The sequence below is a fragment of the Sphingomonas sp. BAUL-RG-20F-R05-02 genome, assembly GCF_022662305.1.
Taxonomy (GTDB): domain Bacteria; phylum Pseudomonadota; class Alphaproteobacteria; order Sphingomonadales; family Sphingomonadaceae; genus Sphingomonas.
Genome location: NZ_JAKNQH010000002.1, coordinates 147,465 through 174,091, shown reverse-complemented (window position 1 = coordinate 174,091; position 26,627 = coordinate 147,465). Strand labels below are relative to the sequence as shown.

The following is a 26,627-nucleotide window of genomic DNA, read 5'->3' as shown; positions in this document are numbered from 1 at the left end:
GGATTTCTATGCGGAAGCTAGCCGTTATCGTAGCGCTTGCCTCCACTGCTCTTGCAACGCCTGCTCTTGCCCGCGACAAGTCGTGGTACGTCGGCGTTGAAGGCGGTGGTATGATCGTCGAAGACATGAAGTTCGATATTGCGAACACGCCTTCGGCAGGAACGTACAACACCAAGACCGGTTATGACGTCGATGGCGTGATCGGTTACGACCTGGGCATGTTCCGGGTTGAAAGCGAAGTCGGTTACAAGTTCGCCAAGGGCGACACTTATCGCTCGTCGGTCAACACGCCGTTCGTGAACACCGGCTCGTTCGCGACGCCTGGCCAGTATGACAGCCCGCACAGCCACACGTCGGCTCTGAGCTTCATGGTCAACGGCCTGCTCGACTTCGGCGATGACGATGCCATTCAGGGCTTCGTCGGCGGCGGTGTCGGTGTTGCGCGCGTGACGCTTGCTGGTCCGCGTGCCGGCAACGCAGCGAGCTTCCTGGACGACAGCGACACGGTCTTCGCATGGCAGGGCCTCGCGGGCGTTCGCGCTCCGCTGTCGAACCATGTCGATCTCTCGCTCAAGTATCGCTTCTTCAACGCCGACAACGTCAAGTTGGTTGGTATCGAGGGTGCGCAGTACGAAACGCGCTATCGTTCGCACAGCCTGCTCGGTGGCCTGACCTACAACTTCGGCGAGCCGGCAGCACCCCCGCCGCCGCCGCCCCCGCCCCCGCCGCCGCCGCCGCCCCCGGAAGCTCCGGTTGCACAGCCGCCGGCACCGGTTTGCTCGCCTGGTCCGTTCATCGTGTTCTTCGAGTGGGACAAGTCGGACATCACGCCGGAAGCGTCGTCGATCCTCGACAACGCGATCGCTCAGTACGCTTCGTGCGGCAACGCACAGGTCATGCTGGCCGGCTTCGCCGATCGCTCGGGTACGCCGAAGTACAACGTCGGTCTGTCGCAGCGTCGCGCGGACGCGGTGAAGGCTTACCTGTCGTCGCATTCGATCCCGGAAGCAGCCATGACCACGCAGGCATTCGGCGAAGATCCTTCGCACCTGCGCGTTCAGACCGCCGACGGCGTTCGCGAAGTCCAGAACCGTCGCGTGGAAATCACGTACGGTCCGGGTTCGGGTCAGTAAGACTGACTGGAACGCGAGTTCAAAGAGAGGGGTCGGGAAACCGGCCCCTTTTTTTGTGCGTGGTGCCGGTCGGGAATGAAGCAGCGGCGGCGACGTCACGATGGCCAGCAGCATGGGCGCGTGGACCAACCCCGACGTTAGCCGCCACGCAAAGGCTGATGAAGTATCGCGGCTGTCAGGTTCATGCAGGCTCGGCAAGCGCTGCGTAGAGCCACCCGGGACAAAGGGCGTCGCCCAGCGACTCGACCCGGCGCAGTTCGACCATCAGGCCGATCTCTGCGTAACGCGTGCGGGTTCGATCCCCCGCCTCGCCGAGCGGCGCGACCACCAGACGACGATTGACCTTCGACCGGTGATGCATGCGCGCGGTGTTTTCCTGCCCGATATAGCACCCCTTGGTGAAGCTCACGCCATTCAGTTCACGGGCATTGCATTCCAGCCATAAAGTCTGATCGCTGCCGAGTTCCGCAATGCCTTCGGTTACGCCGCGCGTGAGCCGGTGCGCACGCCAAGCAGCGTCTGCCGGTGCGCCGCCCGCTTCGCCCAGCCAGCGACATCCGAGATCCGGCAGGCGTGGGTCGGCGCCGCCGCCGTCCAGCGGCGACCAATGCACCGCACCCTGCGCCGGCTCAATGGTGATCGCCCGCCGCACCCGATACATCGACAGCCGTCGCGTCAGCGCCTCCGCAGCTGATGCCTCGCAGTCGATCAGCACCGCGTCGCCATCTGCCCACAGCAGGAAGTCGAACAGCGCCTTGCCCTGTGGCGTCAGCAGTCCGCCCCACCGTGGTCCGGACGCGTCGAGACCGGTCACATCCTGCGTGACGAGGCCTTGCAAAAAACCGCGTGGATCGTCTCCGGCGATGCGGATCAATGCGCGGTCGCTGAGCAGCGTTGGGGTGGTTTCAGTCATCCGCAACAGGTAGGGGGGAGGCGAGACAAGCGAAAGAGGCAGCGATGGCACGCTACGACATGATCCTGACTGGCGGCACGGTGCATTTGCCGAGCGGCCCGGTACAAACCAGCGTCGGCGTGATCGGCGGCCGGATCGCCGCGATCGGCGCGAGCGGCGATGCGGGTGAGACGATCGACTGCACCGGCCTGGACATCCTGCCTGGCGTGATCGACACGCAGGTGCATTTCCGCGAGCCAGGATTGGTCCACAAGGAAGACCTCGAAAGCGGTAGCCGTTCCGCCGTGCTGGGCGGGGTGACCTCTGTGTTCGAAATGCCAAACACCAAGCCCAACACCGACAGCGCCGACGCGATCACCGACAAGCTAACCCGCGCCCACCACCGCATGTGGTGCGACCACGCCTTCTATGTCGGCGCGACCAACCATAACGCGCGGGACCTCGCCGAGTTGGAGCGAATGCCGGGCACGGCGGGCGTCAAGATCTTCATGGGTGCGTCGACCGGCGATCTGCTCGTGTCGGAGGATTCCTCGCTCGCCGATGTACTTGCCTCCGGCCACCGCCGCGTCGCGATCCATGCCGAGGACGAGGCGCGGATGAACGCGCGTGCGGGTGAACGCATCCCTGGCGATGCGGCCTCGCACCCGGTGTGGCGCGACGACGAAAGCGCGCTGCTGGCGACGCAGCGCATCCTCAAGCTGGCGCGTGAAGCGCGACGCCGCATCCATGTGCTGCACGTCACCACCCCCGCCGAACTCGAACTGCTATCGCGGCACAAGGACATCGCCAGTTGCGAGGTCACGCCACAGCATCTGACGCTGGCGGGGGAGGAGGCCTATCCGCGCCTCGGCACCTATGCGCAGATGAACCCGCCGATCCGCTCCGGCGCGCACCGCGATGGGCTATGGCACTGGTTGCAACAGGGCGTGCCGGACGTGATCGGTTCCGATCATGCGCCGCACACGGCGGAAGAGAAGGCCAAGCCCTATCCTGATTCGCCGAGCGGCATGCCGGGCGTGCAGACGCTGCTGCCGTTGCTGCTCAACCATGTCGCCGAGGGGCGCACCACGCTCCAGCGCGTGATCGACCTGACCAGCGCGGGCGCCCAGCGCATCTTCGGGATTGTCGGCAAGGGGCGGATCGCGGTCGGCTACGACGCCGATTTCACCGTGGTCGACCTCAAGAAGCGCTGGACGATCACCGAGGATTGGCTGGCGTCGCGCTGTGGCTGGTCGCCATTCACCGGCATGGAGCTGACCGGCAAGCCGATCGGCACGATCGTGCGCGGCAACCGCGTGATGTGGAATGGCGCGCTCGCCAACGCGGCGGTGGGTGAGCCGATCCGCTTCGAGGCGGTCGAGTTCGGCTGAACGACGCCGCCCCGCGTCACAACCGCCGCGTTATAAGGCGCGGGGTTCGCCTTCCGCCAGGACATGCGTGCAAAGCTGCGCCTCGGGCGTGTCGCCTGCTTCCAGCGCGGCGACCGTCACCCAGCCATCCGCGCGCATCCCCGCCGCCACTGCCGGATCGGTGCCGATCGGCACGAACAGCCGGCGTCGGTCGATCTCGCCTAGCCCCGCCGCGACGATCGCATCGGCGTAGAGCGAGAAGCCGACCGCGACTTCCTCCGCGCCATTTTCGTGCACGATCGAATAGCTGCCACCCCGGCCGATCTCGCCACGCACGCCGCGCGCGAAGATCGAGAAGCCCAGCCAGCTCTGATACTCGAAGCCGTGCCGCTCGGTCGGATCGAGCGTCAGCCCGACGCGGCCCTTCAGCGCTTCCGCGATCGCCCACAGCCCGTCGAGTCGCGAGCGCAGCGCGCCACCGACATCGAATTGACACAGCCGGTCATGCGCCGCTGCGAACGGCCCCGCCGCTTCGATCAGCGGCAGGTACGCCCGCGAGATTTCGGCCACACCACCAGCATCCTTGGCGTCGAGCCGGTCGCACAGGGCCGCGATCTGCGCGTCGTCGATCGGCAGCGGCCCCTTGGCGAGCGTGCTGACCAGATCGGGCAGGGTGAAGTCAATCGAGACGTCGCGCACGCCCGCCGCCTCCAGCGCCTCGACCGCGACGCTGACGATCTCGGTTGCGGCGGCGATCGTATCTAGGCCGATCAATTCGCAGCCCATTTGGAGCATCTCGCGCTCGGGGCTGAGTTGCGAGGCGCGCAGCCGCAGCACCGGGCCGGCGTAGGACAACCGCACTGGGCGCGGATGGTGGCCCATGCGAGTGGCCGCGATGCGGCCGATCTGCGCGGTGATGTCGGGCCGCACTGCCAGCGTGCGCTGCGACACCGGATCGACGAACCGCACGGCATCCTGCGCGGTGGCGGATTTGAGGCGACCGGCGAGCCCTTCCTCGAACTCCGCCAGCGCAGGATCGGCGCGTTCATAGCCATGCTGAAATGCAGCGCCGAGCACGGCCTGTCCGAGCCGCGCGGTCGCATCGGCGACGGGGGGCAGGCGATCGCGGAAGCCCTGGGGGAGAAGCGAAGTCATCACGGAAGCCTTGTTGTCGCCGTTTGGCAAAGATCGCGCGTTCCGTCGCCTGCGCGCGCGGTGTCGTCAACCTCGCGCCGTCATTTTCCGCGAGGCGCACGAAAAGGCCGTGCACGCTCGCGCGGCACGGCCGTTCCGCTACCCGGTGTTCAGAACGCCAGCGCCATCGCGGTCTTCACGCCGGCGAGGTCACGCACCTGCGCGATCAGTTCGGGCGTGACCGGCTCGTCGACCGACAGCAGCAGCACCGCCTCGCCACCGGCGGTGCGGCGGCCCAGGTGGAACGTGCCGATGTTGACGCCCGCTTGCCCGAGCAGCGAGCCGATCCGGCCGATGAAGCCGGGCGCATCCTCGTTCACGACGTACAGCATTGGCCCGGCGAGATCGGCCTCGACCTTGATGCCGAACAGTTCGACCACACGCGGCGCGGCATCGCCGAACAGCGTACCGGCCACCGAACGCTCGCCCGCATCAGTCTTCACCGACACGCGCAGCAGCGTGTGGTAATCGCCCTCACGCTCGGTCTTGACCTCACGCACCTCGATGCCGCGCTCCTTGGCGAGCAGCGGCGCGTTGACCATGTTGACCGTGTCGGTCTGCGTGCGCAGGAAACCATGGAGCACGGCAGAGACGATCGGCTTGGCGTTCAGCTCGGTCGCGGCGCCCTCGGTGTGGATCGAGATGCGCGGCACCGCGCCACGGGTGAGCTGGCCGACCAGGCTGCCGAGCTTTTCCGCCAGCGCCATGTACGGCTTCAACCGCGGCGCCTCCTCCGCCGACAGCGACGGCACGTTGAGCGCGTTGGTGATCCCGCCGGAGACGAGGTAATCCGCCATCTGCTCGGCGACCTGGATCGCGACGTTGACCTGCGCCTCGCTGGTCGACGCGCCGAGGTGCGGGGTCGAGATGAAGTTGGGCGTGCCGAACAGCGGCGACTCCTTGGCCGGCTCGCTCACGAATACGTCGAGCGCCGCGCCGCCGATATGCCCCGAGTCGAGCCCTTCCTTGAGCGCCGCCTCGTCGATCAGCCCACCGCGCGCGCAGTTGACGATGCGCACGCCCTTCTTGGTCTTGGCGAGCGCTTCGGCCGAGAGGATGTTGCGCGTCTGGTCGGTGAGCGGGGTGTGCAGCGTAATGAAGTCGGCACGGGCGAGCAGATCGTCGAGCTCGACCTTCTCGACGCCGAGCTCGATCGCCCGCTCAGGGCTAAGGAACGGATCAAACGCCACCACCTTCATGCGGAGACCAAGCGCACGGTCCGCGACGATCGAGCCGATGTTGCCCGCGCCGATCAAGCCGAGCGTCTTGCCGGTCACCTCGACGCCCATGAAGCGGTTCTTCTCCCACTTGCCGGCCTGCGTCGACTTGTCCGCTTCCGGCAGATCGCGGGCGAGCGCGAACATCAAAGCGATGGCGTGTTCGGCGGTGGTGATCGAGTTGCCGAATGGGGTGTTCATCACGACAACGCCGGCGGCGGAAGCGGCGGGGATATCGACGTTGTCGACACCGATGCCGGCGCGGCCGACCACCTTGAGGTTGGTGGCGGCGCTGAGGATATCCTTGGTCACCTTGGTCGAGCTGCGGATGGCGAGGCCGTCATACTGGCCGATGATCGCCTTCAGTTCGTCGGGCGTCTTGCCGGTGATCTCGTCCACTTCGACGCCGCGCTCGCGGAAGATCTGCGCGGCCTTGGGGTCCATTTTGTCGCTGATAAGAACTTTTGGCATGGGAAATCCTTTGTCGTCCCCGCGCACGGGGAGAGCGTGCCTCACGGCACTTGATGCGGAGGGCGACCCCGGCGACTCGCCGGGGTGCGGTATCAGTTACGCGGCGGCCGGCGCCCTTGCGGTGGCATAGGCCCAGTCGAGCCACGGCCCGAGTGCCTCGATATCGGCGGTGTCGACGGTCGCGCCGCACCAGATGCGCAGGCCGGCGGGCGCATCGCGGTAGCCTGCCACGTCATAAGCGGCGCCCTGCTTGTCGAGCAGTCCGGCGAACGTCTTGATAAACGCTTCGTCCGCGCCCTCGACCGTCAGGCACACGCTGGTTTTCGAGCGCGACGCTTCGTCCGAGGCGAGATGGCCGAGCCAGTCGCGCTCGCTGACGATCTTGTCGAGCGCGGCGGCGTTGGCGTCGCTGCGCGCGATCAGCCCGGCGGCGCCACCGACCGACTTGCCCCATTCGAGTGCGAAGATCGCGTCCTCCACCGCCAGCATCGACGGGGTGTTGATCGTCTCGCCCTTGAACACGCCTTCCGCCAGCTTGCCCTTCGCCATCAGGCGGAACACCTTGGGCAGCGGCCATGCCGGCGTGTAGCTTTCCAGTCGTTCGACCGCGCGGGGCCCGAGGATCAGCACGCCGTGCGCGCCTTCGCCGCCCAGCACCTTCTGCCACGAGAAGGTCGCGACATCGATCTTGTCCCACGGCAGCGGGTAGGCGAACACCGCGCTGGTGGCGTCGGCGAACGACAGCCCCTCGCGGGTCTCAGAGATCCAGTCGCCGTTCGGGACGCGCACGCCGGAGGTGGTGCCGTTCCAGGTGAACAGCACGTCGGTCGACCAATCGACGGTGGTGAGGTCAGGCAGCTGGCCGTAGTCGGCGCGAATCACGGTGGGATCGAGCTTCAACTGCTTGACCGCATCCGTCACCCAGCCTTCGCCGAAGCTTTCCCAGGCGAGCGTGGTGACGCCGCGCGCGCCCAGCATCGTCCACATCGCCATCTCGAAAGCGCCGGTGTCGGAACCGGGAACGATGCCGATGCGGTGGGTGTCGGGCAGTTCCAGCAACTCGCGCATCAGATCGATGCAATAGGCGAGGCGGGTCTTGCCGATCTTCGAGCGATGCGAGCGGCCGAGCGATTCGGTGGCGAGTCGGTCGGCGGACCAGCCCGGAGGCTTGGCGCAGGGGCCGGAGCTGAAGAAAGGACGCGCAGGCTTCGTCGCCGGAAGCGCGGGTAGATCAGTCATATAGTCTCTCCTTACAGAGAGCACGCGCGGCGTTGGGACCGCGTGGCCCGTCGACGGCCTTAGCGGCGAACGACCGGCTGTCAACCACGCCGGTTCGGCGCATTTCGCGCGCGCTGGACGGCAAGCCCCGCTAAACGCGCGGGAATGCTACGCCGGATTTTCTTTTTCACGACGCTCGTCGCAACGCTCGGGCTCGCGGGCTGCGGCGGAAAGCCACCCCCGCCACGCCCGCGCGGGTCGAAAGCGATCACGCTGAACATCCCCACCAGTCGCGAGACGCAGGCCTGCTTTACCGATCTGTCGCGCGAGGACGTGCGCTTCAGCCCGCTGCCGGATCGCGATTATGGCGGCGGCTGCCAGATCATTGGTGCGGTGCAGCTGATTGACATCGGCCTGCCGGTTACCAACCTCAAGGCGATGCGCTGCGGCCTTGCCCGCGCGTTCACCGGCTGGGCGCGCCATGCGGCGGTGCCGGCGGCGCACCAGATGCTCGGCAGCGATCTGGTCCGCATCGAAACCTATGGCACCTATGTCTGCCGCAATACGATCGGCACCGCGCATGCGCGGCTGTCCGGTCATGCCATTGCCAACGCCGTCGACGTGGCGGCGTTCGTGTTGCAGGACGGGCGGCGGATCAGCGTGCTGGACGGGTGGAACTCGCCCGACGCGCAGATCCGCGGTTTCCTGCGCACCGTGCGCGGTTCGGCCTGCAAGCGCTTCGGAACGGTGCTGAGCCCGGACTACAACAGTGCGCATCGCAACCACTTCCACCTGGAGGACGATCACAAGACTTTTTGCCGGTGAGGGGGAGGGTTCAAACCCGCGCCGCTTTCGCCTACAGAAGCTTGAATGAGTGATACCAACGTACCGTCGCGCGTCTTCCCGCGCGCTCGCCAGGATGCCGAAAAAGCCAAGACCGGCATCAGCACCCCGCAAACCGAAACGCCGGCCTACCGCCTCGCCTTTCAGGACATGGATTTCCTGCTGCGCGAGGATTTGCGGCCGGTGCGGTTCCAGCTCGAACTGCTCAAGCCCGAGCTGATCCTCGAGGAGGCGAACATCGCCTCGACCTTCGTTATGTACGGATCGGCGCGCATTCCCGAACCGGCGAAGGCACGGGCGATGCTCGATCTCGCGCAGGGCGACGAGGCAAAGGCGATCGCCGAGCGGCTGGTCGCCAAGTCGCATTACTATGATGTCGCGCGCGAGCTAGCCGGCCTCGCCAGCGCGTTCCCCAACGATGCGGATGGCAAGCGCCACTTCGTGGTGTGTTCGGGCGGCGGCCCCTCGATCATGGAGGCGGCGAACCGCGGCGCGGCGGAGGCGGGCCACGAGTCGATCGGCCTCAACATCGTGCTGCCGCACGAGCAGGCACCGAACCCTTACGTCACGCCGGCGCTGTCGATGCAGTTCCACTATTTCGCACTGCGCAAGATGCACTTCCTGCTGCATGCCCGTGCGCTGGCGGCGTTCCCCGGTGGGTTCGGCACGTTCGACGAGCTGTTCGAACTGCTGACGCTGATCCAGACCGGCAAGATCGCGCCGATCCCGGTGCTGCTCTACGGTCGCGACTTCTGGAACCGCGTGGTCAATTTCGAGGCGCTGGTCGAGGAAGGCGTGGTGTCGCGCAAGGATCTCGGCATCTTCACCTTCGTCGAGACCGCGCAAGAGGGCTGGGACGTCGTGCGCGACTTCTACCGCGATGCCGACCCTGCGGTGTTCCCGGCGGAATAACGGCGCGCACTTCGCCGAAACGGAGAAGGGCGGGTGGAAATCTGTTGCCCGCTTACTTCTCCACCGGCGCCTGTACGTTGGCCGGCGTCGCCACATTGGAAAGGCCTTCGACGCTCGGCTTGGCCTTGTCGCCCGGTGTCGCGGGGGCGGACCCCGGCGGCGCCTTCGCTTCCGTGGCGGTCGGCGCACCCGCCTTGGGTGCGGGCAGCGGCAGGTTCGATCCCTGCTGGTTGAGGTACAGGATCACGTCGGCGCGGTCCTTGCCCGCCGAAAGCCCGGCGAAGGTCATCTTGGTGCCGGGCACGAACTTGCGCGGGCTGGCCAGCCAGGAATTGAGCGACTCGAAGTCCCAGTTCCCGCCCTTGCCCTTCAGCGCGTCGGAGAAGGCGAAGCCCGCCTTGCCCTGGCCCTTCGCCTCGCCGACGGTCGCATACAGGTTCGGGCCGATGCCATTGGCGCCGCCCTGGTTGATGGTGTGGCAGGCGGCGCATTTCTTGAACACTTCCGCGCCGTGCGCCGCATCGGCCTTGGCGAGCAGGTCGGCGATCGGCACCTCCGCCTCGCCACCGCCCGCCGCATCGGCGGATACGCCCTCGACCGGATAGCCCGCCTTCTCCGGCTTTTCGGCGGTGAACAGCGTGCTGCCCGCGATGGTGAGCGCCAGCGCCGCAGTGCACGCGCCGAGCGTCCACCCCGCGATCGTGTTGGTACGGCTGTCCATCGTGCGTGGGCCCCTCTCCGATGTTTGGATCATCCTTAGATTCGCGCGCGCGCCACCGCAAGCCGTGCTTGTGCGCACGCGATGCCGCCGCTACGGCCTCGCCGATCATGGAAAACTTCGCAGCGCCCGCGCGACCGATCGTCGCGCGCATGATCGAACAGGCCAGTGCCGAACCCGCCCGCGCGGTCGCCTTCCAGGGCGCGCCCGGCGCCAATTCGCACATCGCCGCGCTGGAGGCGTTCCCGGATTGCCTGCCACTGCCGTGTTTCGACTTTGCCGATGCGATCGACGCGGTGCGCGACGGGCGGGCGGATTGCGCGATCATCCCGATCGAGAATTCGCTGCACGGCCGCGTCGCCGATATCCATTTCCTGCTTCCCGAATCGGGCCTCGTCATCACCGGCGAGCATTTCCTGCCGATCCGCTACGCGCTGATGGGCCTCGGCCCGGTCGGCGGCGTGCGCAACGCGATGAGCCATCCGCAGGCGCTCGGCCAATGCCGCCACTGGTTGCGCGAACACGGCATCGCGCCGGTCAGCTACCCCGACACCGCCGGGGCGGCGGCAATGGTGGTGGAACTAGGCGATCCCGCCACCGCCGCGCTGGCGCCGCCGGGGGCGGCCGGGATCTACGGCCTCGAAACGCTGGCCAGCGATATCGCTGATGCCGATCACAACACAACGCGCTTCGTGGTGCTGGCGCGCGCTGGGCACCCGCCGGTGGGGGAGGGGCCGTACATGACGACGCTGATCTTCCAGGTGAAAAACGTCCCCGCCGCGCTTTACAAGGCGATGGGCGGCTTCGCGACCAACGGCGTCAACATGACCAAGCTGGAAAGCTACCAGCAGGGCGGCACCTTCGCCGCGACCGAATTCTACTGCGATATCGAAGGCCGCCCCGGCGACGCCAACGTCGATCGCGCGTTGGAGGAACTCGGCTTCCATTCCAAGTCGGTGCGTGTGCTCGGCGCCTATCCGAGGGCGCGCGCGCGGGGATAGCGCCGAGCGGGCGGCTGTCAGTCCTGCTCCGCCCAAACCTTCAGCAGCGTATGCGCGATCGCATAGGACGGTGGCGTGATGAACCGCCCCGGCTCTCCCGCCAGCGCGGCGCGAACCTCGGCGCGCGTCGCCCAGATTGCGTCCTCAAGCTCATGCGTGTCGAGCGTGATCGCATCGTCCAGCGCGGTCCCCACGCATGCGATCATCAGCGAGGACGGGAACGGCCACGGCTGGCTGGCGATATAGCGTACATCGGTCACGCGCACGCCGGCTTCCTCGTGGATCTCGCGCGCGACCGCTTCCTCGATGCTCTCGCCCGGTTCGAGGAACCCGGCGAGCGCGGAATAGCGGCCTGGCGGGAACGCCGGTTGCCGCCCCAACAACGCGCGTCCGTCATGCTCGGCGATCATGATGACGACCGGGTCGACGCGCGGGAAATGCTCGGTCCCGCAGTTCGGGCATTTGCGGCCCCAGCCGGCGCGGAACAGCGCGGTGGCCGTGCCGCAGTTCGCGCAGAAGCGGTGCCGCGCATGCCAGTCGAGCACGCTGCGCGCCGCCGCATAGGTCGCCGCCTCACCGGACGCGAACTGGTCGAGCAGCCCCATCACCCGCGCCGAGCGGAACGACGGCGCCGCACCCGCCGCGACGAACGCGGCGAAATACGGCACGCCCGCGTCCACGCCGAGCAGCACCGGCTCGGCCCCCGCCGGCGCATCCGCCATCGCGTCCCACACCAGCCGTCCGTCGCCGTCCACATCCGGCTCGTACCCGTCGAGCCGCAGCAGCCGCGCGCGCGGGTCCGCGATCGCCGCGCGCAACCCCTCGGCATCGTGCCGCAGCGCGTCGGAGCGATCGAGCAGCCCGCCGGTAAAGCCCGTCGCGATCATCGGTAGCGCGCCAGATCGGTGAGCAGCGCGTGTGTCACGTCGCTGCGGATCGGCCATTTGTCGCTCGGCAGATAATTGACCATCACCGTACCGCGCGTGCGCCGCACCGGATCGACCCAGAACAATGTCCCCGCCGCACCGCCCCACGCGTAGGTGCCCTTGGGCGCGCGCCCGGGCGCATCGGCCAGTTGCACCGATCCACCCGCACCGAACCCGACCGTCGCCGGCCCACCCGCCGTCCCGCCGGTCGCGCCCGATACGCTGGTGTAGACGACGCCCGGCGGCAACAGGTTGGACATCATCAGCGCCGCCGTCTCCGGTTTCAGCAGCCGCACGCCATCCAGCGTGCCGCCATCCTGCAACAGATGCGTGAAGCGGTCGTAATCGCGCGCCGACGTCACCAGCCCGGCACCGCCATAGGGGAAGCTCGGCGGCTGGAGGAACACCGAACTCATCCCCCGGTCGAGCGGGATGCGGCCTTGCCCGACCCAGACATAGCCGGTCGCGAGCCGGTTCGCCGCGCGCGCCGGCACGGTGAAGAAGGTCGAGGTCATGCCGAGCGGCGTGAAGATGCGGGTCTGCAGGAAACGATCGAACGCCATCCCGCTCGCCACCTCGATCACGCGGCCCATCACGTCGAGGCCGATCGAATAGCTCCATTTGGTGCCAGGCTCGGCTATCAGCGGCAGCGTCGCCACCTTGTCGGCGAACGCTTCCAGCGTCTTCGGGCGGGTGAGCCGCATCCGCGCCTCGCTCTTCGAATCGGCGGTGAACGGGGTAATCCCGGCCTTCTCATACGCATCGAGCAGCGGCCCGCGCGTGACGATGGTGTAGCCGAGCCCGGCGGTATGCGTCAGCAGTTCGCGGATCGTGATGGCGCGCGCGGCGGGCTTGCTGGCCAGCGAATCGGGGCTGATCTGCACGCGCATATTCTTGAACGCCGGAATGAAGTCCGACACCGGCTCGTCGAGTTTGATCTTGCCCTCATCGATCAGCATCATCGCGGCGAGGGCGGTGATCGGCTTGGTCATCGAATAGACCCGCCACAGGCTGTCGGGCCCGGCGGCGGGGGCGGTCGCCTCGTCGGCGATCCGCCCGGCCGACACGAATACGGTCGGCAGGTCGCCCGCGCCGAACGCGCCGACGATGCCGGGCATCTTGTCCTCGCGGATATAGCTGTCGAATAGTGCTTGCGTTGCGGGCAACGGGCTTGGGCGGGCGGCATTGGGGGCAGGCGAGGGTACGGCCTGACCGGCGAACGCCGCTAAAGCCAGCACGGCGGCAAGCAGACTTGCGGAAACCATCTGTCGGATCATGCGCTCACTCTCCTGATTTCCGCCGCTGCCTTGGCGAACACGGTGGGTAAGCCCGCCGAGTCGAGGTCCGCCACCGGCCACCATTCGCCCGCCGCCGCATGCCCGTGCGCCTGCCCGACCGCAAGCGCGAGTTCGAGGCGGAAATGCGTGAAGACGTGGCCCACGGTCCCCGGCAGCATCTGCCAGTTGGACGGTGCCGGCGCCGCCTCCAGCACCGGCGGCACGCTCGTCCACGGACCCGTCGGCAGCGCCCGCATCCCGCCGAGCAGCCCCTTGGGCGGGCGGCGCACCAGCAACACCCGGCCGGCATCCTCCAGCCAGAAGATCGTGCCGTAACGCTGTGGCTTGGCCGCCTTGGCAGGCTTGACTGGATACGCTTCCGGCTCCCCTGCCAGATACGCCGCGCAGGAAGCATGGAGCGGGCAGGCGAGGCAGGCGGGCTTGCGCGGGGTGCAGATGCTCGACCCCAGGTCCATCATCGCCTGCGCGAAATCGCCAGGCCGGTCGGCGGGGGTGATCGTGTCGGTGGCGGCGCGGATCGCCTCCATTGCGCCGGGCAGCGGCGCGGAAATCGCGAACAGCCGTGCCACCACCCGCGCGACATTGGCGTCGACTACCGCCGCCCGTTCCCCAAACGCGATCGCGGCGACGGCGGCGGCGGTATACGCGCCGACGCCGGGCAGCGCGCGCAAGGCGGCCTCGGTCTCCGGAAACGCCCCCGCCGCCGCCACCACCCGCGCGCAGGCGATCAGATTGCGGGCGCGGGCGTAATAGCCAAGCCCCGCCCACGCCGCCATCAACTCGGCATCGTCCGCCGCCGCCAGCGCGTCCACGGTCGGCCAGCGCGCCACGAACGACTCGAAGCGCGGCCGCACCGCCGCCACCGTGGTCTGCTGGAGCATGATCTCGGACAGCCACACCCGGTATGGATCGGCGCGCGGCTGCCCCGGCGGGCTGCGCCACGGCAGCGCGCGGGCGTGTAGGTCGTACCAGTCGAGGAGAGCGGCGGCGATGGATGAAAGCTTGGCGGGCACGCCCCGGCTATGGCATGGACGGCCGCATGAGCAAACGCCGTCCTCCCACCGAACCGGCGCCCGCCGCCCGGCGTGGTGGTGCGGCGCGTGCGGTGTCCGAACTCCTCCCCGATGCGACGCGCACCGCGTTCCGCCGCTTCGGCTTCGTGCAGAGCGCGGTGGTCACCCGCTGGGGCGAGATCGTCGGCAGCCGCTATGCCGGCGTGTCCGCCCCCGAATCGATCCGTTTCCCGATGGGGGAACGCACCGGGGGCACCTTGAACCTCGTCGTGCGCGGCGCGCATGCCACGATGATGCAGCACATCGCGCCCGAGATCGTCGAGCGGGTCAACCGCTTCTTCGGCTATGCGGCGGTGGCGCGCGTCATCATCCGGCAGGGCGACGTGCCCGCGCCGCGACCGCGTGCGGCACCGCCGTCGCTCAAGCCGGTGCCGGCCGAGCTCGGCATGAGTCTCCGCACCATCGCCGATCCGGAATTGAAGGCGGTGCTGGAAGCGCTGGCGGCAGGTGTCGCCTCTACGCGCGGCGCGCCGGCGATCGGAAAGGGTGAGGAATGAAGCGTTGGTTGTTCGCGTTGCTGGTTCTGGTCGGCCTTGCCACCGCGTTGCCCGCCGTAGCCGCGCCCGATTGGAGCAAAGTCGCCACGAAAACAGCGACCGGATCGTACGTGATCGGCAATCCCAAGGCGAAAGTGAAGCTGGTCGAGTATCTCAGCTACACCTGCCCGCACTGCGCCGCGTTCAGCAAGGAATCGGCCGCCACCCTGAAGGGCCAGTTCGTCAAATCGGGCTCGGTCAGCGTGGAACTGCGCAACGCGGTCCGCGACCGCGCCGACCTCGCCGCTGCGCAACTCGCGCGCTGTGCCGGCCCGGCGGGCTTCTCCGGCGCGACCGAGGCGATCTTCGCCGCGCAGGACACCTGGTTGCCGGAAGCGATAAAATATAGCGAATTCAATGCTGCACGGATCGCCAGCTATCCGATCAACGTGCAGTTGCAGAAGGTCGCAGCTGGCGCCGGCCTCGACACGCTGATGCGTGCACGCGGCATGAGCCAGGCCGCGTTCGATGCCTGCTTCGCCGACACCACCGCGATCGACGCCATCGCCAAGATGAGTGACGCCTCGTGGCAGGCGATCCACGCCACCCCGTCCTTCCTGCTCAACGGCGCGGCCTATGACTACAAAGGCTGGCCCGATCTCGAAAAGGCGCTCCGCGCCGCCGGCGCGCATTGATCCCGACACCCCTCAGGAGCTGATCTACCCATGAACACCCGTTTCGCGGTCGCCATCCTCGCGGCAACCACCCTCGTCGCCTGCAAGCCTGCCGCCGATGCCAATACCGACACCGCATCGCCCGCCGCGCCGGCCACAGCCAAAGCGGCGCCTGCCGGCGAGAAGTGGGTCGATGTCGTCGCCAAGACCGACGACGGCGGCTACCGCATGGGCAACCCCGATGCGCCGGTGAAGCTGATCGAATATGGTTCGCGCACCTGCCCGCATTGCGGCGTGTTCGATGCCGAGGGCTTGCCCAAGCTGAAGGCCGGGCCGATCGCGGCGGGCAAGCTGTCCTACGAATTCCACGATTATCCGGTCCACAACCAGCTCGATCTCGGCCCGATCCTGCTCGGCCAGTGTGTCGAGCCGGCGCAGTTCTTCCCGATGCTCGACCAGATGTTCGCCAACCAGGAAACGCTGATCTATCGCAAGGAGCAGATCTCGCCCGCCGAGCAGGCCAAGCTCAGCAACGCTTCGCCCGCGCAGGTCATCAGCTACCTCGCCAACTTCTACGGCTATGTCGATTTCGTGAAGCAGCGCGGCGTGCCCGAGGCAAAGGCCAACGCCTGCCTCAACGATCCCAAGGCGCTGGAGGCGATCGCCAAGCAGACCGATACCGCCAACCAGAAGTACAACATCACCGGCACGCCGACCTTCATCGTCAACGGCAAGGTGGTGCCCAATGCCGCTGCCTACGAACAGCTCGAACCCGCGCTGAAGGCTGCCGGCGCACTGTAAAGCGGCCGACCGGGGGCGGGGGCGTGCAGATCAAACGGCTGCGATTGTCGGGCTTCAAAAGCTTCGTCGATCCAGCCGATCTGCGCATTGAACCCGGCCTGACCGGTGTCGTCGGCCCGAACGGCTGCGGTAAGTCGAACCTGCTCGAGGCGCTGCGCTGGACGATGGGGGAGACCTCTGCCCGGTCGATGCGTGGCGCGGGGATGGAGGACGTGATCTTCGCGGGCACCTCCACCCGCCCGCCGCGCGATTTCGCCGAAGTGTCGATGTTGACCGAGGTCGACGGCCCGGATGGCCCGCAGGAGACCGAGATCGTCCGCCGCATCGAACGCGGCGCCGGTTCCGCCTACCGGATCGACGGGCGCGACGTGCGCGCCAAGGACGTGTCGCTGCTGTTCGCCGATGCCGCCACCGGCGCGCATTCGCCGGCGCTGGTCAGCCAGGGCCGGATCAGCGCGGTGATTGCCGCCAAGCCTGCCGAACGCCGCGCGATGCTGGAGGAAGCGGCGGGGATCGCCGGTCTGCATGTCCGGCGTAGGGATGCCGAGGCGCGATTGCGCGCCACCGAAGCCAATCTCGCCCGGCTCGACGAACTGATCTCCGATCAGGATGCGCGTGTCGCGTCGCTGCGCCGTCAGGCACGGCAGGCGGAACGGTACCGCGCCATTTCCGATCAGATCCGCATCGCCGAAGCGCGGATGATCTTCGCACGCTGGCGCGACGCGCAAGCCGCATCCGATGCCGCCAAGGCCGAAGCCGCCGCCTGCGAAACGCGCGTGCGCGAAGCCGCCGAAGCGCAGCGTGCCGCCGCTGTTCATAGCGCGCAGGCGACCGATACCGTGGCGCAGGCCCGCGCCGCCGCGCAGGCGGCGCGCGATACGGCGAGCGAGGCGGGGCACATCCTCGCCGGCTTGCGCGCCGATCATGCCACCGTGCTGCGCCGGATCAAGGATCTCGACGACAGCACTACCCGCCTTGCCGCCGACCGCACACGGGAGGGCGCGCTGGCGAGCGACGCCGCCGCGGCGATCGCACGACTGGCGGAAGAGGCTAAAGCGCTCGACACACGACTTGCCGGGGCGACTGCGCGCGCACCCGAACTTGACGCTGCGGTCGCCGAGGCGGAGCGGGCAGGCCGCGATGCCGAGGTCGTGCTCGCGCAGGGGCTCGCCGCGCAGGCCAGCGAGATCGCCGACGTCCGCGTCGCCGATGCCGCGCTTGCCGCCGGCCGCGCCCGCGTCGAGCGCGCCGCGCGCGATCTCGCCCGCGTGTCTGCCGAGGCGAATGCACTCGCCGACGCCGCACCATTGCTCGCCGAACGCGCCCGCGCCGCCGAGGCACGCGCACAGGCGCTGCGTCATGCCGAGGCGGCGCGGGCCGCGCTGGCCGGCGCGGATGCCACCGAACGTGCCGCGATCGGGTCACGCGATCATGCCCAGTCGCAGCGCTCCGCCGCGCACGCCGACCTCACCGCACTCGATAGCGAGGCGGCGGCGCTCACCAAGGCGACGCGCCGGGGCGATGGACGCGACCGGCTGCTCGATCGCGTCCGGCCCGAGCCCGGCTACGAACGCGCGCTGGCGGCGGCACTCGGCGACGACTTGGAAGCCGGGCTGGACCCGACCGCCGAGCGCCATTGGGCGGGTGCGCCGATCCAGCCCGACGATCCGCTTGCGCCATCCGGCACGACGCCGCTCATCGGCCACGTCGCCGCGCCCGATGCGATCGGGCGGCGGCTCGCGCAGGTGTTCGTCGCCGAGACGGACGCGGGCGCGCAGCTTGCGGTCGGTCAGCGCATCGTTACGCTGGCGGGCGCGCTGCGCCGTTGGGACGGGTATGTCGCGCGCAGCGGCGGGGCGGCGGCGGCGGAGCGGCTCGCACGGCTCAACCGCCTGCGCGCGATCGAAGACTTGCGGCCCGATCTGGTGCGCGCGGTGGACGCCGCCGATGGCGAACTGCGCCGCATCGACGTCACCATCGCCGATGCGCGCCGCGCCGCCGCCGATGCCCGCCGGTTGCTCGATTCATCCGAAGCCGCCGCGCGCGACGCTGCACGCGCCGAGGATCGCGCCGCCACCGCCTTGGAACGGCTCGATGCGCAACGCGCCGATCTCGCCACGCGGAGCGAGCGCGTGCGCGGGGAACATGCCGAGGCGTCCGCCGAGGTCGATCGCGCCACCATCGCCCGCGCCGCGCTGCCCGACGGCAGCGAAACCCGCGCCCGCGTCGCCGCGCTCTCTGCCGACGCGGAGGCGAAACGCGCCGCCATCGCCACCATCCGCGCCGAACGCGCCGGGCTCGACCGCGCGATCGCCGATACCCGCGAGCGTCTTGCCGCCGGCACTGCCGAGGCGAAGGGCTGGCGCTCCCGCGCGGGCGAGGCGGCCAAGCGCATCGCCGAAATGGACCGGCGCGCGTCCGACTTGAGCGCGGAGGCGGTGACGCTGGCCGACCGCCCCGCCGCGCTCGCCGCCGGGATCGCCGCCGCCGAAGCCGCGCATACTCAAGCCCGTGCCACTGCGGACGAGGCCGCAATTGCCGAACGCGCCGCCGAGGTTGCCCTGCGCGACGCCGAAGCGCGCACCCACGCCGCTGCCGAGGCGCTTGCGCAAGCGCGTGAGGCGCGTGCCGGTGCGGCCGCCCGTGCCGAAAACCAGGAACTGCGCCGCATCGAGATGAACCGGCTTGCCGGCGAACGCTTCCAATGCCCCTCGGTACTGCTACCGGAACGGGTCGGCTTCGATGGCGCCACCGTTCGAACACCGGCCGAAGAATCCGCCGCTCACGAGAAACTCAGCATCGATCGTGAGCGGATCGGCCCGGTCAACCTCGTCGCCGGGCAGGAACTCGCCGAGCTCGAAGCGTCCAGCGCCGGCAACGCCGCCGAGCGCGAGGAACTCGGCCTCGCCGTCAACCGGCTGCGCGGCTCGATCGGCACGCTCAACCGCGAGGGGCGGCAGCGCCTGCTCGCTGCGTTCGAGGCGGTCGACACGCATTTCCGGCGGCTGTTCACCACCTTGTTCAACGGCGGGCAGGCGCATCTCGAACTGGTCGATTCGGACGATCCGCTCGAGGCGGGGCTGGAGATCATGGCGCAGCCGCCCGGCAAGCGGCTGCAATCGCTCACGCTGCTGTCGGGCGGCGAACAGGCGTTGACGGCGGTGGCGCTGATCTTCGGCCTGTTCCTCACCAACCCCGCGCCGATCTGCGTGCTCGACGAGGTGGATGCGCCGCTCGACGATGCCAACATCGAACGGTTCTGCGACTTGCTCGACGCGATGGCGCGTGAGACGCTGACCCGTTACCTGATCGTCACGCATAACGCCGTGACGATGAGCCGCATGCACCGGCTGTTCGGCGTGACGATGATCGAACAGGGCGTCAGCCGCCTAGTCTCGGTCGATCTTGGCGGCGCGACCGGATTGCTCGCCGCCTGAGCGGACCTTAGCACGCCGCCGAGTGTTGGTGCCGCGATACTCCACGCACAGGGGACCGTTATGGCCGAAGCGCAAATCTACCTCGATCTCAAGCGCGATCACGACAAGCAGCGCGACATGCTCAAGCAGCTCGGTGAGCTCACCGGCGCATCGGAGGAACGTCAGTCTCTGTTCGAGGCGTTCCGAGTCGAGTTGCAGGGCCATGCCGCCGCCGAGGAAGAATCGCTCTACGCGACCATGCTTGGCGATCCCGAACTGCGTGACGATGCGCGCCATTCGGTGTCGGAACACAAGGAAGTCGACGACCTGATCGGCGAAATGAGCGATCTTGAGTTTGGCTCGGACGCCTGGAGCGAAAAGTTCTTCCACATGCGCCGCCGATACGAGCACCACATTACCGAGGAAGAGGAGGAGATGTTCCCGGCCGCTGCCGAGGAACTCTCCGACGAGACCGAAGCCCACCTCGCCGAGGTGTACGAGGAGCGTAAGCCGATCGAAAGCGCGGAGGCCAAGGCCAATCCGCCGAGCAGCGACGAGCGGGAATAAGCGTCGGGGCGGAAGCGGAGCGGACGGCGGCACGTCCGCTACCATTCCGCCCGCTCCAATCGCTGCGGCGAACACCGGAGTTCAGCGTGGGGGTGCCGCAGAACCAATGCCGCGTGTCCTGACGTTAGCCCGCCTGACGGAGCGCCGGTCGTTACCGGGTATAGGCGCGTTCTCCCGGCGCACGGACAACGGTGGCGACCAGTGGTCCGCCGTCCGGAATGCATAGAAGAGGAAGTGGGGAGCTTCTGTTGCTCGGTGCCCCCCGTACCGCCGGTGTCCGCTTCTGTTGCCCGGTGCGGCCCGAACCGCGTTTATGCGTCGTAACCTAAGCCGTTAGGCTTTCAGTTACGCGGCAATCGCGAGTGCTTCGTTATCGTTAGCACTTGTGGTTTTGAGCCTTGAACGGGTTACTCAGCCCGGGCAAAAACAGCGCCTTTCAATACACGTCGATCCTGATTCGACCCCGTCATAGCCCGTCCTGAAAGAACAGGCTGTGGTGGAGTCGCCGGGTACTGCCCCCGGGTCCGCTGCATCTATTTCACGCCGCACTTTATCGCCATAGCCACCGGACGAACCGGCCTGCACGATCCATATAGGGCAGGCGAAACGTATTGCAAAGGGGCGCCTTCCGCTCGCCACATTAGGCGCCCATAGCGCTTGAACTATGTTGACGCAGCGTTCCCGATACGCGCTCCGCGCGATGATCTTCCTTGCCGAAGCTCCCGCCGATACCGCGCCCATTCCGATGAACCGCATCGCCACCGAAGCGAACGTGCCGCGCAAGTTCCTCGAACTCATTCTGGCGGATCTGCGCGAAGCCGGCTTCCTGCACAGCCATCGCGGCAAGATGGGAGGCTACCGCCTGTCGCGGCCGACCCACCTGATCTCGCTGGGTGAAATCATCCGCGTGATCGAGGGGCCGCTCGCGCTGGTGCCATGCGTCAGCCGCACCGCCTATCGTTCCTGCACCGATTGCAAGAGCGAGTCGGCGTGCGCGATCCGTCGCGCGATGCTGCGCGTGCGCGACGAAACCGCGCGCATCCTCGATGGCACCAGCCTCGCCGACGCGGCGGCGGTCGAGGTGCTCGCCGCCGCCTGAACCGCCGTCAGACCGCCGGGCGGTTCTTCAGTTCGTCGCGGATCTCGCGCAGCAGCGCGATGTCTGCCGGCTCCGGCGGCGCGACGGCTGCGGGTACCTCGGGCTTGACCGTCAGCCGGTGCACGGCGCGCACCAGCAAGAAGATGATGAACGCCAGGATCAGGAAGTTGACCGCGGCGGTGATGAACGCGCCGTAGCCGAACACCGCCACGCCGGCCTTTTTCAACGCGGCATAGTCGGACGATCCCGCCAGCGCCTCGGGCACCTTGCCGAGAACGATGAAATGGCTGGAAAAATCCAGGCCGCCGGTGATGAGGCCGATCACCGGCATGATGATATCGTCAGTCAACGACGACACGATCTTGCCGAACGCCGCGCCGATGATGACGGCGACCGCGAGATCGAGCACGTTGCCGCGCGCGATGAACGCCTTGAATTCCTGGATCACAGCAGCTTCCCCATGCGATTTTGCTTCCGCGCGACGATGCTATCCGGGTAAGACGGTGCCGCCAAGACTTGAGGGAAGTTAATCGATGAAGTTTCGTGCCGTGTTCACGATCGCCGCCGTCGCGATGCTGTCCGCCTGCGGGCTGAACTCCGTGCCGACCGCCGAGGAGAATGCCAAGGCGAAGTGGGGCGAGGTCGAGAACCAGTACCAGCGCCGCTCCGATCTCATCCCGAACCTCGTCGCCACCGTGAAGGCGGCCGGCGCGCAGGAGAAATCGATCCTGGTCGAGGTGACGCAGGCGCGCGCCGCCGCCAACACGGTCAAGGTGTCGGGCGACGACCTGAAGGATCCCGCCAAGGTTCAGCAGTTCGCGCAGGTGCAGGGTGCGCTCGGCCTGTCGCTGCAACGCTTGCAGGAGGCGTATCCAGACCTGAAATCGCAGGGCAACTACACCACGCTGATGAGCCAGCTCGAGGGTACCGAGAACCGCATCACGATCGCGCGGTCGGATTATAACACCGCCGTGCAGGCGTATAACGTCACCATCCGCACCTTCCCCGACGCGATCGGCGCCAAGATCTTCTACGGCGCCAAGCCGATGGTGCCGTTCAAGGCGACGACGCCCGCCGCCGAGACCGCGCCAAAGGTCGATTTCGGGAACGGTAACTGAGCCGGATGCGGCCGATGCCGCTGCTTCGGTGGATGTTCCTGCTGCTCGCCGCGCTGCTGGTGGCCGCGCCGGCGACGGCACAGACGTTTCCCCCCCTTACCGGGCGTGTGGTGGATGACGCGCATCTGCTCGACGCGGCGCAGATCGCGCAACTCACCGCGCGTTCGGCCGAGATCGAGAAGGCGTCGTCGCGACAGTTCGTCGTCGCCACCCTGCCCGATCTGCAAGGCTTTCCGATCGAGGAATATGGCTACAAGCTCGGCCGCGCGTGGAAGATCGGGCAGGCGGGCGCGAATAACGGCATCATCCTGATCGTCGCGCCCAAGGAGCGGAAGGTCCGCATCGAGGTCGGTCGCGGGCTCGAGCCGATCATGACCGACGCGCTGTCGAGTGTGATCATCAACCAGACGATCCTGCCCAAGTTCAAGGCCGGGGACATGGCGGGCGGCATCGTTGCCGGCGCGGATGCCATCGCCGAGCAGATGAAACTGCCGCTGGAGGCAGCCGAACAACGGTCCGCCAAAATTCTCGCCACGCAGCAGCAGCAGCAGCAGCAGCAGCAGGCGCGTCGGCCGGACGCCAACGCCGGCTTCGCGGCGGTGCCGGTCATCCTGATCGTGCTGGTCGTCGCCTTCGTCGGTCTGTCGTTCTTCCGGCGTGGCGCCGGCGGGCAGCGTTACACGGGCGGGGGCGGCGGCGTAGGCGGAAGCGGCATCGGCAGCACGGTGGCGAACGTCGCCTTGTGGTCGGTGCTTGATGGCCTGTCGAACCGTGATCGGGGTGGATCGTGGGGTGGCGGATCGTCCGGCTGGGGCGGCGGCGGCAGTGATGGCGGCGGCTTTTCGGGCGGTGGTGGCGATTTCGGGGGCGGTGGCGCCTCGGGAGACTGGTGATGGCGCGCTTTGCCCTTACCCCAGCCGATCGTGACCGGATCACCGCCGCGGTCGCCGAGGCCGAGCGCGGCACTGATGGTGAGATCGTCACGATCGTCGCCCGCGAATCGGACCGGTATAACGACGTGCCGCTTCAGTTCGCGGTGCTGGCGATGCTGCTCGTCACCGCACTGGCCGCGTTCCGCTGGCACTGGTTGCTGATCGGTGCCGATGCCTGGGCTGAACCCGATTTCGGCCGGGCGTTGCTGGTGCTGCTGGTCGTGCAGACGGTCGTGTTCCTGATCGTGCGCTACTTCGTCGGCTGGGCGCCGGTGCGCGCCGCGCTCACCCCGCGCGCCACGCGGCGGCGGCGGGTGCGGCGGCGCGCGCTGCTCTGCTTCAAGATTGGCGCGGAGAACCGCACGCAGGCGGGCGTCGGTATCCTGCTCTACCTCTCGACGCAGGAACGCATGGCGGAGATCGTGGCAGATGCGGCGATCCACCGCGCGGTCCCGCCCGAACGCTGGGGCGACGCGATGGCCGCGCTCGTCGCGCATGTCCGCGACGGCCGCGCTGGCGACGGCATGGTCGCCGCCGTAGGGGCGATCGGCGCGATCCTGTTGGAGACCTTCCCCAAGACGGAGGATGACGTGAACGAACTCCCCGACCGGGTGATCGAACTGTGAGCGATCCTGTCGAGACCGTATGGCAGGGCAAGTTCATCACCGTGCGCAAGCAGGGCACGTGGGAATATGTCGGCCGCGCACGCGACATCCACGCGGCGGTGATCCTTGCGGTCGAGGATGGCCACGTCCTGCTGGTTGAGCAATATCGCGTGCCGCTCGGCCGCTCCTGTATCGAGATGCCGGCGGGCCTCGTCGGCGACGAGACCGAAGGGGAGAGCATCGCTCACTCGGCCGCGCGCGAACTGGAAGAGGAAACCGGCTATCGCCCCGCGCATATCGAGGTGATCGGCGCGTTCTGCTCCTCGCCGGGGATGGTGTCGGAAAGCTTCACGCTGGTGCGGGCGACCGGTCTCAGCAAAGTCAGCGACGGCGGCGGCGTGCCGGGCGAGAACATCACCGTCCACCGTGTGGCGCTAACCGCGCTGCCGAAGTTCATCGCCGCCAAACGCGCCGAGGGGCTGGCGGTGGATGTGAAGTTGTTGCTGCTGCTGGGTGCTTCGATTTTGGGGTGAACGGCTTGCCGGTGGTTGCCGGGAACCGGCAGAACTTGCTTCGAGAATGGTGGCAAGCGGTTCGTCTGCTTCCAACTCGTGGCGCATCCGAATGGCGACGGCATTCTCCCAGGCTCGTCTAACCTTCAACCGAACGCCAAGCCCGCACTGCCCAACGCTTCGGCGCTGGTGGTAACGGCTTGGCGCAGGACAGTTCGGCAACTCGCCGGTCGCCGTTGTCAAAAGACACGCGTCGATCGGATGCACACAGAGCGGCAACTGCAGCGAACGCGCCTGCGGCATCGGCAAAGAGCTTATGTCCCGCGATGGAGTCGATCACAGGATCGCAGTTCAGGGGTCCGCATCGATTACCGGTCTCCAGCTTCACACTTCCCTCCTGCGTGAAGAAGCCGATCCGATCATGGCATGCCAAGGTCAGCAAATGCTGCAGGATGGCGATGCGCAACGCACCGTCATCTTGGACCGGCAGCACCTGAGCGCCCATCCTGTTCAGTGCCTCAACAAGGTCAGGCCAGCGACCTGCGTTTGGCCTAAGAAGAGCTGCCGCGGCGTCGGTGTCGGCCATGTCTGCCGGCGCCGAGATCGCTTCCGCCCAAGGGATCGGCGCGTGCGTGTCGCGGGCACGGCGAAGCAAATTGGACCAGCCGGTGAATGCGTCTTCGTGCCCGTGGCTGTCATGCCGAACTTGCAGGTCGCGCACCCATTGGAACACCGTGCCGCAGTCATATACTGCCTGCCCGCTTGTTGGCGGCGCGGAAAGCAGCCCTGCCGGAGCAAGAGCGTCGCTGCACCCGTTCAGATGCCGTGCCAACTCCGCGCCGACCAATGCATCATCATCGCTGGCGAGCAGACTGGCGTATTCTGCCATACCTTCTTGAAGCCACGCACCCTTTTCGGCAGCGGGCATGATAATTTTGCCCTGCCACCAGTCGTGAAATAGCTCGTGGGCAACGAACCGCGCGACGCGGTCCTGTGACACATGCCGGCTGATGATATCGGGGGAAAACCGCAGGGAAAGCGTGCCTGGCGTGGAATCGCCGCGCCATCCCGACTGCAATGTCGGATCAAGAGCAATGATAACGAATGGCGGCTTAGATGCCGCTCTTCCCAGCCGACGCGTGTAGACGGTACGAGCACCCTCGAACGCTTCGACAATCTGGTATCGAAGTGCGCTTGGGATGGCGGGAGCCGCAACGATGCCGGCGCGAAGGTAAGCACGCGGCCAGACATAGAGGTAGCCCACCAGCGATGGTGATGGCGCAGCGATCCAGGCATGAGGCACGCGGACTTTGAGTGGGGCGTCGCCGGATAGTGTTTCAAGGTAGGGACCGTAGAGCTGCCAACCCTCTCCGACACGTAGTGCCTGCGGGTAAACACGATCGGTCATCTTCGTGTCCGGCGATATGAGTGTCACCGCACGGCGGAAACTCTTCCCATCGGGGCGGCGGATCGAGTCACCAGCGAGCGTAAAGGCAGGCCTGAACGTCCAGCCGCTCCTCTCGGTGCTATCGGTAGTCCTCGCTAGTTCGATCGTGTGCACCTCGCGATGCGGATCATATCGTACGCTCAATTTGCGGGCGTTCGCTGTCAGCGTTATGGTCGAGCGACCCGACGTGTCAGCGAGAGCACCGGTAGCTAGCAGCATGACTGCGATGCCGACCGCCCGACCAAATCTCGACACTGAATGTCTCCCCTCTCGCATCGTGCCAAGCTATGGCAACGTTCGCAATCAGGAAGCGTCCGCCGTCCTCACGACTGACGACAATTGAGCGTACGAAGTCTCCCGCCCGCGCGTAAACGTCCGCAAGGGCTGCCATCGCGGCAGGGCCGGACGACGCCGCAACGCAGGCCAGCTTACCGGAAATTATCCGCGTACGCCTGCAACTTCAGCTTCCGTTCGGGTGCAGCCACGACGAAGTACTCCAGCCCTTCGCGCTCCGCATAGGCGACTGCGGCTTCGCGCGTCGGAAACGCCATACGAACCTGGTTCTGGGTGTCGCCCGAGCCAGCCCAGCCCATCAGCGGATCGGCGTAGCGTGCCTCTGCCTGCTCGAAATCGAGCATCCAGCCGTTGGTGCGGGCGCGGCCCGACTGCATCGCATTCTTCGGGTGTTGGTAGATACGGGCGGTAGCCATCGGT

General features: G+C 67.5%; 26 protein-coding genes and 1 other RNA gene. 15 read left to right on the top strand and 12 right to left on the bottom strand.

The features are described from left to right. The first annotated feature begins 8 nt into the window (after nucleotides 1-8). Complete coding sequence (locus tag L8F97_RS05745; RefSeq protein ID WP_242147444.1) at nucleotides 9-1,133, top strand: OmpA family protein; 1,125 nt, start codon at nucleotides 9-11, stop codon at nucleotides 1,131-1,133. Between the two features lie 181 nt (nucleotides 1,134-1,314). Here L8F97_RS05745 and L8F97_RS05740 read toward each other — a convergent pair whose 3' ends face one another. Next, entirely contained in the window at nucleotides 1,315-2,046 is a 732-nt protein-coding gene (locus tag L8F97_RS05740; RefSeq protein WP_242147442.1) for a YgfZ/GcvT domain-containing protein, read from the bottom strand. Nucleotides 2,047-2,090: 44 nt separating this feature from the next. On the opposite strand from L8F97_RS05740, the gene L8F97_RS05735 reads away from it, so the two are divergent. Then, a complete protein-coding gene (locus L8F97_RS05735; RefSeq protein WP_242147440.1) occupies nucleotides 2,091-3,416 on the top strand; it encodes a dihydroorotase in 1,326 nt (441 codons plus the stop codon). 30 nt (nucleotides 3,417-3,446) lie between these two features. On the opposite strand, the gene L8F97_RS05730 is transcribed toward L8F97_RS05735, so the two are convergent. The 3 genes from L8F97_RS05730 to L8F97_RS05720 form a co-directional block, all read right to left on the bottom strand. Further along, on the bottom strand, nucleotides 3,447-4,550 hold the full coding sequence (locus tag L8F97_RS05730; protein WP_242147438.1) for an ATP phosphoribosyltransferase regulatory subunit: 1,104 nt from the start codon (nucleotides 4,548-4,550) through the stop codon (nucleotides 3,447-3,449). A 149-nt stretch (nucleotides 4,551-4,699) separates the two neighbouring features. Beyond that, entirely contained in the window at nucleotides 4,700-6,277 is a 1,578-nt protein-coding gene (serA, locus tag L8F97_RS05725; RefSeq protein ID WP_242147437.1) for a phosphoglycerate dehydrogenase, read from the bottom strand. 96 nt (nucleotides 6,278-6,373) lie between these two features. After that, complete coding sequence (locus L8F97_RS05720; protein WP_242147435.1) at nucleotides 6,374-7,516, bottom strand: phosphoserine transaminase; 1,143 nt, start codon at nucleotides 7,514-7,516, stop codon at nucleotides 6,374-6,376. Between the two features lie 144 nt (nucleotides 7,517-7,660). On the opposite strand from L8F97_RS05720, the gene L8F97_RS05715 reads away from it, so the two are divergent. Further along, on the top strand, nucleotides 7,661-8,320 hold the full coding sequence (locus L8F97_RS05715; RefSeq protein ID WP_242147433.1) for an extensin family protein: 660 nt from the start codon (nucleotides 7,661-7,663) through the stop codon (nucleotides 8,318-8,320). Between the two features lie 45 nt (nucleotides 8,321-8,365). Next, nucleotides 8,366-9,250: an LOG family protein gene (locus L8F97_RS05710; RefSeq protein ID WP_242147431.1), complete on the top strand. Its 885-nt coding sequence runs from the start codon at nucleotides 8,366-8,368 to the stop codon at nucleotides 9,248-9,250. Between the two features lie 52 nt (nucleotides 9,251-9,302). Here the strand turns inward: L8F97_RS05710 and L8F97_RS05705 are convergent, their stop codons facing one another. Then, on the bottom strand, nucleotides 9,303-9,971 hold the full coding sequence (locus tag L8F97_RS05705; protein WP_242147430.1) for a c-type cytochrome: 669 nt from the start codon (nucleotides 9,969-9,971) through the stop codon (nucleotides 9,303-9,305). A 107-nt stretch (nucleotides 9,972-10,078) separates the two neighbouring features. Here L8F97_RS05705 and L8F97_RS05700 point away from each other — a divergent pair, with 107 nt between their 5' ends. Next, complete coding sequence (locus L8F97_RS05700) at nucleotides 10,079-10,969, top strand: prephenate dehydratase (RefSeq protein WP_242147428.1); 891 nt, start codon at nucleotides 10,079-10,081, stop codon at nucleotides 10,967-10,969. Between the two features lie 17 nt (nucleotides 10,970-10,986). On the opposite strand, the gene nudC is transcribed toward L8F97_RS05700, so the two are convergent. Genes nudC through L8F97_RS05685 form a run of 3 tightly spaced genes read right to left on the bottom strand, consistent with a single transcriptional unit; the run spans nucleotide 10,987 to nucleotide 14,206 of the window. Continuing rightward, nucleotides 10,987-11,856, bottom strand: a complete 870-nt coding sequence (nudC, locus tag L8F97_RS05695) for an NAD(+) diphosphatase (protein WP_242147426.1) — start codon at nucleotides 11,854-11,856, stop codon at nucleotides 10,987-10,989. Beyond that, nucleotides 11,853-13,172: a serine hydrolase domain-containing protein gene (locus tag L8F97_RS05690; protein ID WP_242147424.1), complete on the bottom strand. Its 1,320-nt coding sequence runs from the start codon at nucleotides 13,170-13,172 to the stop codon at nucleotides 11,853-11,855. The genes nudC and L8F97_RS05690 overlap by 4 nt, the downstream gene beginning before the upstream one ends. Then, on the bottom strand, nucleotides 13,169-14,206 hold the full coding sequence (locus L8F97_RS05685; protein ID WP_242147422.1) for an A/G-specific adenine glycosylase: 1,038 nt from the start codon (nucleotides 14,204-14,206) through the stop codon (nucleotides 13,169-13,171). The genes L8F97_RS05690 and L8F97_RS05685 overlap by 4 nt, the downstream gene beginning before the upstream one ends. A 14-nt stretch (nucleotides 14,207-14,220) precedes the next feature. Between L8F97_RS05685 and L8F97_RS05680 the strand changes: the two genes are divergently transcribed. The 5 genes from L8F97_RS05680 to L8F97_RS05660 are packed head-to-tail and all read left to right on the top strand — an operon-like array spanning nucleotide 14,221 to nucleotide 20,200. Then, a complete protein-coding gene (locus L8F97_RS05680; RefSeq protein WP_242148249.1) occupies nucleotides 14,221-14,763 on the top strand; it encodes a DUF721 domain-containing protein in 543 nt (180 codons plus the stop codon). Beyond that, nucleotides 14,760-15,437, top strand: coding sequence for a thioredoxin domain-containing protein (locus L8F97_RS05675; RefSeq protein ID WP_242147420.1), 678 nt, complete (start codon nucleotides 14,760-14,762; stop codon nucleotides 15,435-15,437). The genes L8F97_RS05680 and L8F97_RS05675 overlap by 4 nt, the downstream gene beginning before the upstream one ends. Nucleotides 15,438-15,467: 30 nt before the next feature. Beyond that, nucleotides 15,468-16,217 carry a DsbA family protein gene (locus tag L8F97_RS05670; RefSeq protein ID WP_242147418.1) on the top strand — a complete coding sequence of 250 codons (750 nt, stop codon included), beginning with the start codon at nucleotides 15,468-15,470 and terminating at the stop codon, nucleotides 16,215-16,217. 23 nt (nucleotides 16,218-16,240) lie between these two features. Next, on the top strand, nucleotides 16,241-19,654 hold the full coding sequence (locus L8F97_RS05665) for a chromosome segregation SMC family protein (RefSeq protein ID WP_242147416.1): 3,414 nt from the start codon (nucleotides 16,241-16,243) through the stop codon (nucleotides 19,652-19,654). Between the two features lie 60 nt (nucleotides 19,655-19,714). Further along, complete coding sequence (locus L8F97_RS05660; protein WP_242147414.1) at nucleotides 19,715-20,200, top strand: hemerythrin domain-containing protein; 486 nt, start codon at nucleotides 19,715-19,717, stop codon at nucleotides 20,198-20,200. Nucleotides 20,201-20,472: 272 nt separating this feature from the next. Here L8F97_RS05660 and ssrA read toward each other — a convergent pair. After that, nucleotides 20,473-20,822, bottom strand: a transfer-messenger RNA (tmRNA) gene (ssrA, locus tag L8F97_RS05655). 42 nt (nucleotides 20,823-20,864) lie between these two features. On the opposite strand from ssrA, the gene L8F97_RS05650 reads away from it, so the two are divergent. Continuing rightward, nucleotides 20,865-21,299 carry an RrF2 family transcriptional regulator gene (locus L8F97_RS05650; protein ID WP_242147412.1) on the top strand — a complete coding sequence of 145 codons (435 nt, stop codon included), beginning with the start codon at nucleotides 20,865-20,867 and terminating at the stop codon, nucleotides 21,297-21,299. Between the two features lie 7 nt (nucleotides 21,300-21,306). On the opposite strand, the gene mscL is transcribed toward L8F97_RS05650, so the two are convergent. Next, nucleotides 21,307-21,747, bottom strand: a complete 441-nt coding sequence (gene mscL, locus L8F97_RS05645) for a large conductance mechanosensitive channel protein MscL (protein WP_242147410.1) — start codon at nucleotides 21,745-21,747, stop codon at nucleotides 21,307-21,309. A gap of 85 nt (nucleotides 21,748-21,832) precedes the next feature. Here mscL and L8F97_RS05640 point away from each other — a divergent pair, with 85 nt between their 5' ends. From L8F97_RS05640 to L8F97_RS05625, 4 genes are read left to right on the top strand one after another with little or no spacing between them, the layout of a single operon-like run. Next, on the top strand, nucleotides 21,833-22,417 hold the full coding sequence (locus L8F97_RS05640; RefSeq protein ID WP_242147408.1) for a LemA family protein: 585 nt from the start codon (nucleotides 21,833-21,835) through the stop codon (nucleotides 22,415-22,417). 14 nt (nucleotides 22,418-22,431) lie between these two features. Next, nucleotides 22,432-23,310, top strand: coding sequence for a TPM domain-containing protein (locus tag L8F97_RS05635; RefSeq protein ID WP_242147407.1), 879 nt, complete (start codon nucleotides 22,432-22,434; stop codon nucleotides 23,308-23,310). Then, on the top strand, nucleotides 23,310-23,975 hold the full coding sequence (locus tag L8F97_RS05630; RefSeq protein WP_242147405.1) for a TPM domain-containing protein: 666 nt from the start codon (nucleotides 23,310-23,312) through the stop codon (nucleotides 23,973-23,975). Before L8F97_RS05635 ends, L8F97_RS05630 begins: the two co-directional genes overlap by 1 nt. Beyond that, entirely contained in the window at nucleotides 23,972-24,487 is a 516-nt protein-coding gene (locus L8F97_RS05625; RefSeq protein ID WP_242147403.1) for an NUDIX hydrolase, read from the top strand. The genes L8F97_RS05630 and L8F97_RS05625 overlap by 4 nt, the downstream gene beginning before the upstream one ends. A gap of 118 nt (nucleotides 24,488-24,605) precedes the next feature. Here L8F97_RS05625 and L8F97_RS05620 read toward each other — a convergent pair whose 3' ends face one another. Continuing rightward, complete coding sequence (locus L8F97_RS05620) at nucleotides 24,606-25,874, bottom strand: M1 family aminopeptidase (protein WP_242147401.1); 1,269 nt, start codon at nucleotides 25,872-25,874, stop codon at nucleotides 24,606-24,608. Between the two features lie 467 nt (nucleotides 25,875-26,341). Further along, on the bottom strand, nucleotides 26,342-26,623 hold the full coding sequence (locus L8F97_RS05615) for an ETC complex I subunit (protein WP_242147399.1): 282 nt from the start codon (nucleotides 26,621-26,623) through the stop codon (nucleotides 26,342-26,344). Between the last annotated feature and the right edge of the window lie 4 nt (nucleotides 26,624-26,627).

Bases quoted from the DNA above. Each gene is read 5' to 3' on its own strand.
- L8F97_RS05740 (WP_242147442.1), bottom strand. From the start codon at position 2,046: ATGACTGAAACCACCCCAACGCTGCTCAGCGACCGCGCATTGATCCGC.
- L8F97_RS05705 (WP_242147430.1), bottom strand. From the start codon at position 9,971: ATGGACAGCCGTACCAACACGATCGCGGGGTGGACGCTCGGCGCGTGC.
- L8F97_RS05635 (WP_242147407.1), top strand. From the start codon at position 22,432: ATGCCGCTGCTTCGGTGGATGTTCCTGCTGCTCGCCGCGCTGCTGGTG.
- L8F97_RS05640 (WP_242147408.1), top strand. From the start codon at position 21,833: ATGAAGTTTCGTGCCGTGTTCACGATCGCCGCCGTCGCGATGCTGTCC.
- L8F97_RS05630 (WP_242147405.1), top strand. From the start codon at position 23,310: ATGGCGCGCTTTGCCCTTACCCCAGCCGATCGTGACCGGATCACCGCC.
- L8F97_RS05690 (WP_242147424.1), bottom strand. From the start codon at position 13,172: ATGATCCGACAGATGGTTTCCGCAAGTCTGCTTGCCGCCGTGCTGGCT.
- L8F97_RS05715 (WP_242147433.1), top strand. From the start codon at position 7,661: ATGCTACGCCGGATTTTCTTTTTCACGACGCTCGTCGCAACGCTCGGG.
- L8F97_RS05720 (WP_242147435.1), bottom strand. From the start codon at position 7,516: ATGACTGATCTACCCGCGCTTCCGGCGACGAAGCCTGCGCGTCCTTTC.
- L8F97_RS05745 (WP_242147444.1), top strand. From the start codon at position 9: ATGCGGAAGCTAGCCGTTATCGTAGCGCTTGCCTCCACTGCTCTTGCA.
- L8F97_RS05730 (WP_242147438.1), bottom strand. From the start codon at position 4,550: ATGACTTCGCTTCTCCCCCAGGGCTTCCGCGATCGCCTGCCCCCCGTC.
- L8F97_RS05615 (WP_242147399.1), bottom strand. From the start codon at position 26,623: ATGGCTACCGCCCGTATCTACCAACACCCGAAGAATGCGATGCAGTCG.
- L8F97_RS05620 (WP_242147401.1), bottom strand. From the start codon at position 25,874: ATGACCGATCGTGTTTACCCGCAGGCACTACGTGTCGGAGAGGGTTGG.
- L8F97_RS05650 (WP_242147412.1), top strand. From the start codon at position 20,865: ATGTTGACGCAGCGTTCCCGATACGCGCTCCGCGCGATGATCTTCCTT.
- L8F97_RS05735 (WP_242147440.1), top strand. From the start codon at position 2,091: ATGGCACGCTACGACATGATCCTGACTGGCGGCACGGTGCATTTGCCG.
- L8F97_RS05710 (WP_242147431.1), top strand. From the start codon at position 8,366: ATGAGTGATACCAACGTACCGTCGCGCGTCTTCCCGCGCGCTCGCCAG.
- serA (WP_242147437.1), bottom strand. From the start codon at position 6,277: ATGCCAAAAGTTCTTATCAGCGACAAAATGGACCCCAAGGCCGCGCAG.
- L8F97_RS05660 (WP_242147414.1), top strand. From the start codon at position 19,715: ATGGCCGAAGCGCAAATCTACCTCGATCTCAAGCGCGATCACGACAAG.
- L8F97_RS05680 (WP_242148249.1), top strand. From the start codon at position 14,221: ATGGACGGCCGCATGAGCAAACGCCGTCCTCCCACCGAACCGGCGCCC.
- L8F97_RS05675 (WP_242147420.1), top strand. From the start codon at position 14,760: ATGAAGCGTTGGTTGTTCGCGTTGCTGGTTCTGGTCGGCCTTGCCACC.
- nudC (WP_242147426.1), bottom strand. From the start codon at position 11,856: ATGATCGCGACGGGCTTTACCGGCGGGCTGCTCGATCGCTCCGACGCG.
- L8F97_RS05700 (WP_242147428.1), top strand. From the start codon at position 10,079: ATGGAAAACTTCGCAGCGCCCGCGCGACCGATCGTCGCGCGCATGATC.
- L8F97_RS05670 (WP_242147418.1), top strand. From the start codon at position 15,468: ATGAACACCCGTTTCGCGGTCGCCATCCTCGCGGCAACCACCCTCGTC.